A 13,966-nucleotide genomic window follows, 5' to 3' on the forward strand; every position below is an offset into this window, starting at 1 on the left:
TAGTTGCATACCCATGAGTCAAAATCCAACAAAAACTGAAGATACCATTGATTTAAAAGAGCTATTTTTCTCTTTAATTGCACAATGGAAAATTATTGCGCTTTACATTATTTTAAGTTTAATTTGCGCTTTACTTTATTTACGTGTAACGCCAAATACTTATTCAGTAGACGCGCTGGTTCAAGTGGAAACACAAAAGGGAGCATCGGCTGCGCTATTAGGTCAGGAACTCTCAAATATTATGGGGTCTTCTGGACTTGGTGGGCAACAAGTTGCCCAAGCAGAAATTGAAATTTTGAAATCTCGGTTAGTGTTAGGAACAACGATACAAGACTTAAATCTTGATATTCAAATTCAACCTAAAAATAACTCTTTGTTTAAACGCTTAATTACTCCAAGCGAATTTGAAACCCAGTATTCTCGCCAGGGTGTCATTGTTAAAGATCAACTCATTGGTTTTAATATTCAGCAATTTGATGTTCCTCAAAGCTATTTGGACAAATCGTTGCTTTTAGAGTTTAAAGATTCTTCTTTTTCTTTAACAGATTTAGAAACTGATGAAGTAGTTGCAAAAGGTAAACTCAATCAGCTCAATACCATTTCTTCAGTTGATGGCCTCTGGAAAATTAAAATTGATGCCAAAGATAAAATCAACGAGCCTTATATTTTAACCAAACAGGCAATTACCACAGCAGTAAATGGTTTACTTGATAATTATGCAGCAGTTGAAAAGGGAAAAATGACAGGGGTCATTGGTTTAAATTATCAAGGCACAGATAAACTGCATATCACCCAAGTTCTCAATGTGATCTTACAGACCTATAAACAGCAAAATATTGAACGTGGCACCGCTGAAAAAGAGCAAACACTTAAGTTTCTAGATAAACAACTTCCTGAATTAAAACAGGAGTTAGACCAAGCTGAGCGTCAATTTAACGTCTTTAGACAACGTTATAATACGGTGGATGTGACTAAAGAATCTGAGCTTTATCTCACCCAGAGTATTCAGCTTGAAACTCAAAAACTTGAGCTCCAGCAAAAGCAAGCAGAACTTGCAGCCAAATATACTGAACAACACCCAATGATGCAGGAAATAAATGCACAACTTGGAGCTGTGACTAAGAAAATTAATGAACTAAATGGTACATTGAAACGGCTGCCAGATGTTCAACGTCAGTATTTGCAATATTATCGAGATGTTGAAGTTAAGCAACAACTTTATACAAGCCTTTTGAACACCTATCAAACTTTAAATATTGCAAAGGCTGGTGAAATTGGTAATGTTCGTATTGTCGATACCGCTATAGAACCAGTTAAACCGATTAAACCACGGAAGTTAATCGTGCTTATCCTATCTATTTTTATGGGTGGTTTTATCGGAGTATTAGTTGCTTTAGCCCGTAATATGTTGCGTACAGGAATTAAAGATTCTTCTCAAATTGAAAATGAACTGGAACTTCCAGTATATGCCACCGTACCCCGTTCTCCTATTCAGGAAAATCGTTTGGCCGTATTGAAGAAGAAAAAGAATATTCCTATCTTGGCTGTAAAACATAGTGATGATATTGCCATTGAAAGTTTACGTAGTATTCGTACTGCGATTCATTTCGCTCTTTCAGGTGCCAAAAATAATATCATTATGATCAGTGGCCCTGCGCCAGAAGTTGGTAAATCTTTTATCTCCACCAACTTGGCCACTATTTTTGCGCAAGGCGATAAACGTGTATTGTTGATTGATGCTGATTTACGTCGTGGCTATTTACATAAATATTTCAATATGGGAACTCAGCCAGGTCTTACTGAATTATTAACTGATCAGGCTTCATCAGCACAAGTGATTCATTCAACTGAAGTGGCAAATTTAAACTTTATGAGTCGCGGTAAAAGCCCATCGAATCCATCTGAGTTATTAAGTTCTCAAAAGTTCCAGACTTTATTACAAGAGCTTTCTCAACAATATGATCATATTATTTTGGATACCCCACCCGTTCTTGCGGTTACAGACGGTATTATTATTTCGCAATATACAGGTGTAAATTTGATTGTTGCTCGTCATGCCAAAACTCAAATGAAAGAGCTTGAATTAGCCCTCAATCGTTTCGAACAAGCTGGCGTAAAAGTGAATGGCTTTATTCTCAATGATATTCAGCGTTCTGCGAGCGGCAGTTATGGGTATAACTATGCTTATGCCTATAAAGCTGCAAAAGACGATTAATTAATCGCACAGTTGCAATCTTTATTATGAAGTCGAACCATTAGGTTCGACTTTTTTACGAGCGAATTAAAGATTGATGTGAAAATAGATAAAAATCCTGTTATTTTTTTTATTAAACAGTCTATGCTTAAGATAGCCATGCTAAGATTGCAGGCGATTGATATTTGGTTAAATAAACAACATTTCTGGAACACTCATGAGTAAAGCCTTACCCATTGCTGTCGCTGTAATTTTAGGCGGTGCTGCACTTATTCCCGTTTACTATGCATCTCAACATCCAGTGGCAGAGGTTGGTTCAAAGGCAGACAAGAATGCCTCGCCTGTAAAAAAAATCAGCTATGCACTGGGTTATGAAGTTGCCCACCAAACTCCCCCAGAACTTGATGTTAACGCATTTGTGAGTGGTATTCGCGATGGGCATGACAAAAAGCCTGCAGCTTATACTGAACAAGAACTTCAAGCTGCATATGTAGAGTTCCAACAACAAATGCAACAAAAGCAATTGGAAGATGCAAAGAAAACTGAATCATCCAATGCTAACTTTTTAACTGAAAATGCCCATAAAGAAGGGGTTAAAACCACTGCTTCAGGCTTACAGTATAAAATTATTAAAGAAGGTACAGGTAAACAACCGACTGCTACTTCTGTCGTAAAAGTTCATTACAAAGGCCAACTCACTGACGGTAAAGTGTTTGATAGCTCTTATGATCGTGGTGAACCGGTTGAGTTCCCATTAAATAAAGTAATTCCTGGCTGGACAGAAGGTCTACAACTGCTGAAAGAAGGCGGCAAGGCAACATTCTATATTCCATCACAATTGGCTTATGGTGAACAAGGTGTGCCTGGTATGATCCCACCAAACAGCACTTTAATTTTTGATGTAGAACTGTTAGAAGTTAAATAATTCATGAGGAAGGAGAGTTAATACTCTCCTCTTTTATTTTAGGAAGCACAATGAAAAAAATCAGTTTAACACTCGTATTACTTGGCATGACGGGCCTTAGTTTTGCAGCGCCTGTCACTTCTCAAAGCCCGCAGAAAGATCAATTGGGCTATAGTTACGGTTATGTGATGGGACGTACCAATGCTGATACGCTAAAAGATTTAAATTTAGATACCTTTATTCAGGGATTGAAAGAAGGCTCTACAGGTAAGGCATCCTCTTTAAGTGATGAGGATATGGCTAAAGCTTTGAGCCAATATAAGAAACAGGTTGAATCGAAACAACTGATCGAGTTTCAAAAATTAGCTCAAGAAAATCAGAAAAACGGACAAGCTTTTTTAGCTGAGAATGGCAAAAAATCTGGCGTAATTACTACCAAATCAGGTCTACAGTATCAAGTTTTACAGGCAGGTACAGGTAAATCGCCGAAGGCAAATTCAAAAGTTAAAGTGAATTACGAAGGCCGTTTATTAGACGGCACTGTATTTGATAGCTCAATTGCACGTAACCACCCTGTTGAGTTTCAACTTAGTCAAGTGATTCCTGGCTGGACAGAAGGTGTACAAACCATGAAGGAAGGTGGTAAAACCCGCTTCTTTATTCCAGCTAATCTGGCTTATGGCGATGTCGGTTCGGGTGATGCGATTGGCCCTAATAGTGTTTTAATTTTTGATATTGAACTCTTACAAGTGACGCCTAATTAAAAATTGATAAAGATCGATTCATTTTTAATTTAAAAGCACAGCTACTTTTTTAAAGGCTGTGCTTTTTTATATCTTGATGATCTATTTACAGCGAAAATGCCAATGATAATGCAGGGAATATCCATTAATCATGACGTAAATGACGTGGTCTGAATCCTGTCGCTAACAGCGTAACAACATAGGCGACTACACCCAAAAAACATAAGGCCGCCACCTCTATGATTCGCATCCACTGTGAAGATTGACCATCATACCAATGTAAGCCAAACCATAACGCAGCAATCATGGCAATGTTAGCAATCGCATATTGAATTGCGAGTTTCTTCCAATGCCCACCAAATCTAAAAATATTGCGTTTATGCAAGTAGAAATAGAGCAAACCTGCATTCACTAGCGCTGAGCCAGATGAAGCCAATGCCAATGCCATATGCTCTGCATGCCAATTGATCAGTTTAAAAAAGCCAATCAGTACCACGTTTAAAATGGCGTTGGCTGCGACCGCCATCAGTCCCACACGTACTGGAGTTCTTGTATCCTGCTGCGCATAAAATCCTGGAGCAAAGACTTTGATAAGCATAAAAGCAATTACGCCACCGCTCATGCATTGTAATGCCAAGGCCGTCATCTGGGTATCACGAAGATCAAACTCTCCACGCTGGAACAGCGCCTGAATAATCGGTGTTGATAACATAAATAGCGCAATACTGGCAGGCAATCCAACCAAAACAATCACACGTGCAGCCCAATCCAGCATGCCTCGGAATTTAGCTTGATCCTGTTCAGCGTGTCGCGTCGAAAGTGATGGTAAAATCACTGTGCCAATGGCCACCCCAATGAGACCCAAAGGAAGCTCGGTCATTCGCTCAGCACTATATAACCATGACACGGAACCATCCTGCATAAATGAAGCCCAGATGGTATTGAGTAATAAATTGATCTGAGTGACTGAGACCCCAAATAATGCAGGCAGCATCAATTTCATGATGCGCTCAACCCCTTCATGTTTAAAATCAATTCTTGGTGGAATGAGCAGTTTTTTCCGCCATAGTTCAGGGATCTGAATGGCAAGCTGTAGAATCCCTGCGCCCAGCACGGCCCAGCCTAAAGCCATAATCGGTTGCTGCATATAGGGAGTCAGCCACCACGCGCCAGCAATCATCGCGACATTTAGTAACACTGGGGAAAAAGCGGGTGAAGCAAAAGAACCATAGCTATTTAAAATACTACTGGCAAAAGCCGTCAACGACATAAACATTAAATAAGGAATCGTCAGACGAAACATACCAACAGCCTGATCAAATTTCTCAGGATCATTATGAAAACCAGGGGCATAGGCATAAATGATGACAGGAGCGATGATCATCGCCACTAAAGTCAATAAACTCATGATCAGAAGTAAACAGCCGAATACACGGCTAATTAAAATCTGAACTTCAGTATGAGCTCGGCCTGTTTTATATTCTGTCAGGACAGGAATAAAAGCCTGTGAAAATGCGCCTTCAGCAAAGAGTCGCCGAAAAAAATTAGGAATACGAAAGGCAACCACAAAGGTATCGAAATCTTTACCTGCACCAAATACATTGAGCAAGACCATGTCCCGAACCAGCCCCAATATACGGGACAACATTGTCATTGCACTGACAATAAAGGTTGATCGCCATAATGCCATCGCATCCACCCACGGCTAAATACAAAGCCGATATTGTAATGAAAGTAAAAAATTATTTCGTTGTGAAATGATGTCTGGTATGGATATTTTTTTCATTTAATAATTTTCGGAAGTAAATCCATTGAAAAAAAGGTCCCGGATCAGTCTTACGACCACGCGCGATATCTGAATGCCCCGCAATATGCTGCTGAATTTTAGGATAACTGGCTTGCAATACGGCGGTAACCTCAACTAGCGCTTGGTACTGAACCTCTTCAAAAGGTAAATCATCACTCCCTTCAAGCTCGATGCCTATCGAATAATCATTACATTCGACCTGTGCCAAATAACTAGAACGTCCAGCATGCCATGCCCGATTATAAAAATTGACAAACTGAATCACTTCCCCTGTTCTTAAAATCAGGAGATGTGCAGACACCTGCATGCCCTCAATGCTTTGAAAATAAGGATGAAGTGACCAATCTAATTGATTTTGGAAAAACTGTTCAATATATCCGCCGCCAAACTGCGATGGTGGCAAACTAATGTTATGTACCACGATCAGTTGAATTTCTGCGGATTCAGGGCGTTGATTATAATTTGGAGAAGCAATCTGTCTGGCACCAATCAACTGCCCTTTTTCCACTCGATAGGTCGTGCTCAATGGCATAGTTAGGATGATCCGATGTATTTTTGAATAATCTTAGTTTAATCGAGTCCTAAAAAATTAAAACTGTTCATAAGGCATATTTATGACAATCGTTTGTGAATTTCTACAGGGACAATGCTAATATATTGCTCAATTTTCTGGGTTAATACTGAGTATAAAGTATGAGCATTCCTCAATCTTTGCTAGAACAATCGATTCAAATTAACGTACAACAAGCACTGGCTGAAGATATTGGTGATGGTGATATTACTGCTTTATTGACTCCGGAAAATGAACACGCGACAGCAACCATTATCAGCCGTGAAGATATGATTCTGGCTGGTCGTCCATGGGTCGATGCATTGATTTCCCAATACGATCCAAGCGTAGAAATTATCTGGTTAAAACAAGACGGTGAATCTGTTGGTGCAGGTGAAGCTTTTTTAAAATTGACAGGTTCAGCGCGTAGTCTATTAACGGTGGAACGCCCTGCCTTGAATTTTGTTCAGACTTTATCTGCGGTTGCTACCAAGGTGGCTCATTATGTAAAACAGCTACAAGGCACCCAGACTAAGCTATTGGATACGCGTAAAACCTTACCGGGTCTACGCATAGCCCAGAAATATGCTGTGGCGATTGGCGGCGGTCAAAACCATCGTTTAGGTCTATTTGATGCATTTCTCATTAAAGAAAATCATATTATGGCCGCAGGGGGTATTGCCCAAGCCATTGCTCAGGCGCATCATATCGCACCCAATAAACCTGTTGAAGTTGAAGTTGAAACTTGGGATGAACTCAATCAGGCACTTGAAGCTGGCGCGGATATTGTCATGTTGGATAATTTCAGCCAACAACAAATGATCGATGCCGTTAAACACGTCGCTGGGCGTTGTAAACTGGAAGCTTCTGGTAATATCACTTTGGATAATCTGCGTGAAGTTGCGAGCACAGGAGTAGATTATATTTCGATGGGTGTACTCACCAAAGATGTTACCGCCGTTGATCTTTCTATGCGGTTTAATGCTTAGGTTTGCTCAGTTTCAATCTTTTGTGTTTTTGTTGTTAGATTTTCTATCTTCGTAGCATGCTCAGGTTGGGTCAGGACTTCTGAGGTTTTGGTCTGAGCTTGCCATGCAGATTGATTACGTGATGTTTCATTGGGGCGTGGATCACAAGCCATAATCGTAAATGTAATAATCGCAAACAGTACAATAAAACCTTGTAGCATATTGATTTTCCCCTATCTCATAAAACTATAAAATTATTTGCAACTTTAAAATTTAATCATGACAAACTTGAGCAGGCTTTGTTTTAAGCTAGATGTAAAAAGTTATCGTTTGTGAAATCGTTGGCGTTTTTGTAAAAAGGATGTCTGATGACATCCTTTTTCTGCATTAGATTTTAATGCAATTAATTTTCAATATAGCCCATATATGGATCAGAAATTGAATCTTTTGGGGTTTCAATACGACCTGCAAACCGTCGACTGAAACTTAGATCAGACTCCATATAGACAGTGAAATCATACCAACCTCCAAATTCAGTCATGTCCCAAGCTAATTCTTTTTCTGAACTTGCTGTTTCAATCGACCATTGCTGATTGGGCAGATAAGCATTGGCTTTAACCCTTAGCGTACAACTTGATTGTCCGTCATGACGAACTTTTAAAAATAATTTGGCTTCACAGTCTTCGACGCAGATCCTAATTTCTGGTAAGGCTTGCTGTTGTAGACTTTGATTCAGATTACCTACGAATGCGCGATGAAATCCATTAGGCCCTAACACCCAGAGATCATACGCACCTTGCTGCGTATTCCATTCATCCTGTAATTGCTTGCCTGCTTCGACCATATAACGACGTGGAATGGCCTCCAGATTTAAGCGATCATACACATGAAATACCGCGGCCTGTTTCCCAGTATTGGCGAATAAAAGTTGTACACTTTGTCCCGATAGATTGACCTTGGCACTGGTATGCAAAATATACGGCAAGGCCCTTGATGGACGAATTCCCATATCCTGCTGGGGAAAAGCCTGCTGGTTCGGAACGGTCACCTGCGGTAGTAAGGACTGAGCTAAACGAATAGCATCTGCCTCCGCTTTTGCTTTTTTACCTTCAAGTTCAGTAAGCTGCGTGATGTTTGGCGTTTTAAAATCAAAGGCTGTCATCAAATCACCACAAACTGCACGACGATATGCGCTGATATTCGGTTCATTTACCCCAAAACGCTGTTCAAGGAACTGAATAACTGAAGTATGATCAAATACCTGTGAATTGACCCAACCACCACGACTCCACGGTGAAATCACATACATTGGTACACGAATTCCTGGACCATAAACTCGACCATCTGGCTGAGGTTGCGATGTTGCTGTCGCTACTGCAGGATGAGTGAAATACTCTGGTGCCAATGCTTCATCGGGCAAAGTGGTTTTACCATAAGTTTTTCCATTGTCATCTTTAGATGGCGCACTTGGTGATGGTACATGATCAAAGAAACCATCATTTTCATCAAAATTAATCAATAAAACTGTTTGTGACCAAATCTCAGGATTGTCTGTTAGCGCATTTAATACTTCCTGTATATACCATGCGCCTTGTACCGGACTAGATGGCCCTGGATGTTCACTATAAGTTGCGGGTGCTATAATCCAGCTGACTTGAGGCAATTTCCCTGCGCCAATATCTTGTTTGAATGTTCCTAAAAAACCACCATCAGGCATAGTATTGGCAATACCTTTATATAAAGGTTGTGTTGCATCAATTTTTTCATCGTAGGCAGGGCTGACGAGATCATCATGGCTGACAGGTTGACCTGATAATTCATTTGCACGGCGATATTGCTTAAAACCTGCCAGTGGATTATCCGTGAAGTTATCTGGCATATTTTGATAAACTTTCCAGCTAACCCCCGCTTGTTGTAAACGTTCCGGATAAGTTGTCCACTCATAACCACTTGAGGATGCACCTAGTCCATCAAACTCATTGACTACACTGGCGACATCTTCTGCTGGACCATTTGTTCCTGTCCAGATAAATTGTCGATTGGGGTTGGTTCCTGCATGCATGGCACAGTGGTAAGCATCACACACCGTAAACGCATTGGCCAAGGCAAACTGAAATTCAACTTCCTGTTTTTTATAATATCCCATGGATTGTGTTTTTTTAAATTTCACCCAATCCCCCATGCGTCCGTGGTTCCATGCGTCCTGACCATCCTGCCATGAATGTGGTGTCCCTGACACACGTTGAGCATTGCCCAAACGACTATCTAAATGATAAGGAAGAATTTTATTTTGACTGGCATCATACTGTTCCCAGACCTTGCGTCCTGCACTTAAAGGAATTGTAAAGCGATCACCAAAACCACGGACGCCTTTTAAGGTGCCAAAATAGTTATCAAAGGAACGATTTTCCTGCGTCAAAATCACCACATGTTTGACATCTTGAATGCTGCCTGTATCGACTTTGGCATCAATCGCCAAGGCTTTTTGAATGCTCAAGGGAAAACTAGATAGGGCAGCTGTACCAAATAAAGTCTTGGCCGTATTGAGTACAAAATCACGACGATTCATTTTTTTAATCCTTTTTATGATTTTATTATGGTTATGGTGCACAGTGCATGGTGCAATTATTTTTTGGTGGCTGTGGCTGCTGGGTCGATGTATCATCATCCTTGCAAGCACTAAGTGTGAAACTAGTGATAATCAAAAAAAAACAGAAAAATTTAGACATGATCCTCTCCATTTAGGAATGGAGACTAGTAAAAAGCTTGAAAATTACAGCGTCATGATGATTTGATGTCGATTATATGAAGCCATAAAAAAACGCATCCGAAGATGCGTTTTAATATCTGGAATAACTTACCAGCCTAATGCTTCTTGCTGTTTTTGAATCAGGGTCTGAATTCCCTTTTCAGCAACTTCAAGCATGGCATTGGCTTGGGTACGGGTAAATGGTTTTTCTTCTGCTGTACCCTGAATTTCAATAAATTCACCTGCCTGTGTCATCACCACGTTTAGATCTGTTTGGCAGTTTGAATCTTCTTCGTAACATAAATCCAGTAAAACTTCGTCCTGATAAATGCCGACTGAAATTGCAGCGACCAAGCCTTTCAATGGATCTTGCTTGATTTTCTTTTTCTCTAGCAGCACATTCATGGCATCGATCAAAGCGACTGCTGCACCTGTAATAGCTGCGGTACGCGTACCACCATCTGCCTGAATTACATCACAGTCGATGGTAATCGTATTTTCACCCAATTTTTTCAAATCTACCATGGCACGAAGACTACGACCAATTAGACGCTGAATTTCCTGCGTACGGCCACTTTGTTTGCCACGAGCCGCTTCACGGTCACTACGGGTATGGGTAGAACGCGGTAACATTCCGTATTCTGCTGTCACCCAGCCCTGCCCCTGACCTTTTAAAAAACGAGGTACAGAATTATCAATGCTTGCGGTACATAACACCTTGGTATGACCGAATTCGACCAGAACCGAACCTTCGGCATAACGGGTATAATTTCGTGTAATTTTTACATCACGTAATTGATCAAGTGCTCGTTGGTCAAGACGCATAAACTATCCTTTCATTGCCGCTAAATTAAGATTGCAGCATAGTATAGCAAATGCCTTCAATAAAATTGGGCCGAATTCGGCCCAATTCCCTGCTTTTTACAAAAGCACTTATTTGGCAAAGGCAAAGATACTTTTTACTTTTTGAATCGCATTTGAAACCTGATCTGTGTATCCATTTGGCAATGAACATTTAGCCAAACGCACCCAAACACTCCAGAACTGTTTAACAAAATTGGCTTCGTTATAATTAACACCATATTCTTCACATAATGCTCTGATTTTTGGCGCAACTTCAGCATAACGATTAGCAGGCATATCTGGAAATAAGTGATGTTCAATTTGATGGCTTAAATTTCCACTTAAAATATGTAACCAGTCTGTTCCGGTAAAATTGCTCGAACCACGAATCTGACGTAAATACCATTGGGCACGAGTTTCAGTCTCTGTATTATCTTCTTCAAAGGTCTCAGCATCTTCTGTAAAGTGACCATTAAAAATCACCGCTGATGACCATAAACTACGGATCACATTGGCGACTACGTTACCTAAAAATACAGGAATCGCATTCGGCCCTGCAATCAGCGGAAAAAATACATAATCTTTACCCACCTGACGTACAACTTTTTTACGTAATTTAGCCGAATCTTTCCAAACTTCTTTCCACGATTTGGTTTTATAAATAATGGCATCTTCCAAATGTAGATTTTGGACTCCCACATACCATTCAAATAAAATCATCAATTGCGCAGCTAAAGGAATATTCAATAAAAAGCGAGGTTCCCATTTTTGTTGTTCGCTGACACGCAGCAAACCATAACCCACATCATGATCTTTACCCACAATATTGGTATAAGTATGATGCACGTAATTATGGGTATGTTTCCAATCATCCCCTGTTGCAATGGTATCCCAGTCATAATTGGCGCCATTTAAGCTTGGATCATTCAGCCAGTCAAACTGACCGTGCATGACATTATGACCAAGTTCCATGTTCTCAACGATTTTAGAAATACCCAACAAACCTGTTCCTAACAACCAAACAGGTGGAATCCAACCGCCAAACATCAACATACCGCGTGAAGCGATTTCACTATAACGGACAAAGTTACGAATTTTGTAGATATATTTGGCATCGGCTTCGCCCAGATTATCCATAACCTCACGGCGGATTTCCTCGACACGACGACCAAACTCTTCAACCTGTTCTGGGGTTAAATAACTAGATTTACTGTTTAATGGAAACTTTACGGACATATTCATTATTTTTCTCCGAATCTATTGAAATTGACTGACTGTAATTAAAGATTGATCACGACAGGACTAATTGCCTGACTGACACATAACCTGATCTGGGTATTGTTGCCATGATCAATTTCACCCGTCAGAATATTTTTGGTTGAACCACTGACTTTAGTGCAGGTACAAGTATTACAAATACCCATACGACAACCGTGAGAGGGACGCAAACCCGCCTGCTCAGCACTTTCCAATAAATTGGTATTGGCTTCAAATTCCTGTTGTGAACGTAAAAAGATCACGGGTTGTGCTTCAAGGGTTTCATCTACAACAGGCTGGAAATATTCCATATGTAGACGATCGGCCAGATCTAATTCTGCAAAAATCGTTTTGGCTGCCTGCATCATGCCAGATGCACCACACAGATAAGTTTGTTTTTGTTCTAAGTCACTCACCAGCTTATTTAACAAGTCTGGAGTTAAATGCTGTTTTTGCTGAAGAGTATGAATGTGGTGATAATGAATCATGGGATAACGTTCAGCCAAACGCTGTAATTCATGATGAAATGCAGCGTCACGGCTAAAATAAATCACATCAATTTGAGGTAATTGCTGTTGTATTGCTTGCTGCAATAAAGAATAAATCGCCGTAATACCACTACCTGATGCAATCAATACTGCTGCGGTCTGATCCGTATGTAAACAAAATTCGCCCTGAGTTTGTGAAATTTCAATCACATCACCCGACTGTAACTGACTCATGGCACGTGATACTACGCCCTGAACTTTGATCCCTAAATAAAGATTTCCCTGCGCATCGATTTGCATCACAGAATAACTACGCTGATAACGCACACCGGCAACCACTACTGTCACAAGAATGCTTTGACCTGCTTTAAAATGACGTGCTGCAAAGTTGCTATTTGGCTGTAAACAAATTTGATAAAGCTCAGGAGTGATCGCCTTCACTGAAGTGACTTGAGCTTTGACTTTTTTCCAAGTCCACATCGGATTGACTTTTTCCAATATGAAATCGACAAAATCTTCGCGAATCCATTGAGGCTGATAATTGGCTGCAATGTTCATACGTTCCTCGTTTGTATCTGGCTATTTATATGAGTGAACAAATGTTCTTTCAGTGAACATGTGTACACATTATTCTTTTTTTTTAATTCAGTCAACAGGTGTTCACTGATTTTTTTATTTATTCATTTATTTTTTGAAAGCAAGGTAGTTTTTGATAGACTCATGGCTGGTTTAATATAGGTCTAATGAATGTCGATACGGGATGAACGTAAACAACAAAGCCGTCAGGCGCTGCTGGATGCTGCATTGCAACTGAGTACTGCTGGACGTTCATTTAGCAGCATTAGTTTACGTGAGGTCGCACGTGAGGTTGGTTTAGTTCCCACTGCATTTTATCGCCATTTTCAGGATATGGATGCTCTCGGACAAGAACTGGTCGACCAAGTTGCTCTGCACATTAAAAGTCTGATTCATCAACTTGGACAAAGTTATTTACATCAAGCCAAGGCCAATCCACAAACCAGCATTGAGTTATTTGTACAGGCAGTTAATCACAGTCCACTCGAATGGCAATTTATGATTGCTGAACGCTGGGGGGGATCTTCTACAGTACGCTATGCCATTGCGCGCGAAATCGACGACCTGACCGAAGCGCTGACTACAGATTTGCGTAAATTACCAACATTTGAACACTTTCAAGAAAATCAAGACCTTAAAGTTCTTTCTACGATTTTAATTAACATGTCATTTACGTGGGCCATGACTTGGCTGAGTTTGCCACGCCAATACCAGGCCGAAGCGTTGCATCAACAGCAACAAGGTTTTATTGAGAATGCTTCAACACAAGTTCGCTTGATTTTCCGTGGTATTGCCAACTGGGAATAATTCGTACTTATTATATGAAAACAGAAAAAAATCAGTAAATTTCTTTAATCATCTTGGCGAATTTACGAATTTGGCTTAAT

The 13,966-nt window shown here is 40.2% G+C and carries 12 protein-coding genes; 5 read left to right on the forward strand and 7 right to left on the reverse strand.

Annotated elements, in window-relative coordinates; genetic code table 11:
- Positions 1 to 13 precede the first annotated feature (13 nt).
- The 3 genes from IAE19_RS11755 (at position 14) to IAE19_RS11765 (ending at position 3,862) form a co-directional block, all read left to right on the forward strand.
- Positions 14 to 2,215 carry a polysaccharide biosynthesis tyrosine autokinase gene (locus tag IAE19_RS11755; protein ID WP_200461123.1) on the forward strand — a complete coding sequence of 734 codons (2,202 nt, stop codon included), beginning with the start codon at positions 14 to 16 and terminating at the stop codon, positions 2,213 to 2,215.
- A 196-nt stretch (positions 2,216 to 2,411) separates the two neighbouring features.
- On the forward strand, positions 2,412 to 3,119 hold the full coding sequence (locus tag IAE19_RS11760) for an FKBP-type peptidyl-prolyl cis-trans isomerase (RefSeq protein ID WP_200461124.1): 708 nt from the start codon (positions 2,412 to 2,414) through the stop codon (positions 3,117 to 3,119).
- 50 nt (positions 3,120 to 3,169) lie between these two features.
- Positions 3,170 to 3,862 (forward strand): FKBP-type peptidyl-prolyl cis-trans isomerase, encoded by a 693-nt coding sequence (locus tag IAE19_RS11765; protein WP_200461125.1) that lies wholly within the window; start codon positions 3,170 to 3,172, stop codon positions 3,860 to 3,862.
- A gap of 124 nt (positions 3,863 to 3,986) precedes the next feature.
- Here the strand turns inward: IAE19_RS11765 and murJ are convergent, their stop codons facing one another.
- A complete protein-coding gene (gene murJ / locus IAE19_RS11770; protein WP_200461126.1) occupies positions 3,987 to 5,540 on the reverse strand; it encodes a murein biosynthesis integral membrane protein MurJ in 1,554 nt (517 codons plus the stop codon).
- 43 nt (positions 5,541 to 5,583) lie between these two features.
- Positions 5,584 to 6,180 carry a 1,6-anhydro-N-acetylmuramyl-L-alanine amidase AmpD gene (gene ampD, locus IAE19_RS11775; protein WP_200461127.1) on the reverse strand — a complete coding sequence of 199 codons (597 nt, stop codon included), beginning with the start codon at positions 6,178 to 6,180 and terminating at the stop codon, positions 5,584 to 5,586.
- Between the two features lie 161 nt (positions 6,181 to 6,341).
- Here ampD and nadC point away from each other — a divergent pair, with 161 nt between their 5' ends.
- Positions 6,342 to 7,187 carry a carboxylating nicotinate-nucleotide diphosphorylase gene (gene nadC, locus IAE19_RS11780; protein ID WP_200461128.1) on the forward strand — a complete coding sequence of 282 codons (846 nt, stop codon included), beginning with the start codon at positions 6,342 to 6,344 and terminating at the stop codon, positions 7,185 to 7,187.
- Here the strand turns inward: nadC and IAE19_RS11785 are convergent.
- The 5 genes from IAE19_RS11785 to IAE19_RS11805 all read right to left on the reverse strand — a co-directional run bounded on the left by IAE19_RS11785 (position 7,184) and on the right by IAE19_RS11805 (position 13,061).
- On the reverse strand, positions 7,184 to 7,387 hold the full coding sequence (locus IAE19_RS11785; protein WP_200461129.1) for a hypothetical protein: 204 nt from the start codon (positions 7,385 to 7,387) through the stop codon (positions 7,184 to 7,186). The genes nadC and IAE19_RS11785 overlap by 4 nt on opposite strands.
- Before the next feature lie 182 nt (positions 7,388 to 7,569).
- The gene (locus IAE19_RS11790; RefSeq protein WP_200461130.1) at positions 7,570 to 9,735 is read right to left on the reverse strand and encodes a phosphocholine-specific phospholipase C; all 2,166 of its coding nucleotides are present in this window, start codon (positions 9,733 to 9,735) and stop codon (positions 7,570 to 7,572) included.
- A 288-nt stretch (positions 9,736 to 10,023) separates the two neighbouring features.
- Positions 10,024 to 10,740, reverse strand: coding sequence for a ribonuclease PH (gene rph, locus IAE19_RS11795; protein WP_200461131.1), 717 nt, complete (start codon positions 10,738 to 10,740; stop codon positions 10,024 to 10,026).
- A 108-nt stretch (positions 10,741 to 10,848) separates the two neighbouring features.
- The gene (locus IAE19_RS11800; protein WP_413784520.1) at positions 10,849 to 12,000 is read right to left on the reverse strand and encodes a fatty acid desaturase family protein; all 1,152 of its coding nucleotides are present in this window, start codon (positions 11,998 to 12,000) and stop codon (positions 10,849 to 10,851) included.
- A gap of 38 nt (positions 12,001 to 12,038) precedes the next feature.
- Positions 12,039 to 13,061, reverse strand: coding sequence for a flavin reductase family protein (locus tag IAE19_RS11805; RefSeq protein WP_200461132.1), 1,023 nt, complete (start codon positions 13,059 to 13,061; stop codon positions 12,039 to 12,041).
- Between the two features lie 189 nt (positions 13,062 to 13,250).
- Here IAE19_RS11805 and IAE19_RS11810 point away from each other — a divergent pair, with 189 nt between their 5' ends.
- Entirely contained in the window at positions 13,251 to 13,886 is a 636-nt protein-coding gene (locus IAE19_RS11810; protein ID WP_200461133.1) for a TetR family transcriptional regulator, read from the forward strand.
- Positions 13,887 to 13,966 lie beyond the last annotated feature (80 nt).

Origin of the sequence: Acinetobacter sp. S40 (assembly GCF_016624705.1) — a bacterium.
GTDB lineage: Bacteria > Pseudomonadota > Gammaproteobacteria > Pseudomonadales > Moraxellaceae > Acinetobacter.

Bases quoted from the DNA above. Each gene is read 5' to 3' on its own strand.
- IAE19_RS11755 (WP_200461123.1), top strand. From the start codon at position 14: ATGAGTCAAAATCCAACAAAAACTGAAGATACCATTGATTTAAAAGAG.
- IAE19_RS11760 (WP_200461124.1), top strand. From the start codon at position 2,412: ATGAGTAAAGCCTTACCCATTGCTGTCGCTGTAATTTTAGGCGGTGCT.
- IAE19_RS11765 (WP_200461125.1), top strand. From the start codon at position 3,170: ATGAAAAAAATCAGTTTAACACTCGTATTACTTGGCATGACGGGCCTT.
- ampD (WP_200461127.1), bottom strand. From the start codon at position 6,180: ATGCCATTGAGCACGACCTATCGAGTGGAAAAAGGGCAGTTGATTGGT.
- nadC (WP_200461128.1), top strand. From the start codon at position 6,342: ATGAGCATTCCTCAATCTTTGCTAGAACAATCGATTCAAATTAACGTA.
- IAE19_RS11785 (WP_200461129.1), bottom strand. From the start codon at position 7,387: ATGCTACAAGGTTTTATTGTACTGTTTGCGATTATTACATTTACGATT.
- IAE19_RS11790 (WP_200461130.1), bottom strand. From the start codon at position 9,735: ATGAATCGTCGTGATTTTGTACTCAATACGGCCAAGACTTTATTTGGT.
- rph (WP_200461131.1), bottom strand. From the start codon at position 10,740: ATGCGTCTTGACCAACGAGCACTTGATCAATTACGTGATGTAAAAATT.
- IAE19_RS11800 (WP_413784520.1), bottom strand. From the start codon at position 12,000: ATGAATATGTCCGTAAAGTTTCCATTAAACAGTAAATCTAGTTATTTA.
- IAE19_RS11805 (WP_200461132.1), bottom strand. From the start codon at position 13,061: ATGAACATTGCAGCCAATTATCAGCCTCAATGGATTCGCGAAGATTTT.
- IAE19_RS11810 (WP_200461133.1), top strand. From the start codon at position 13,251: ATGTCGATACGGGATGAACGTAAACAACAAAGCCGTCAGGCGCTGCTG.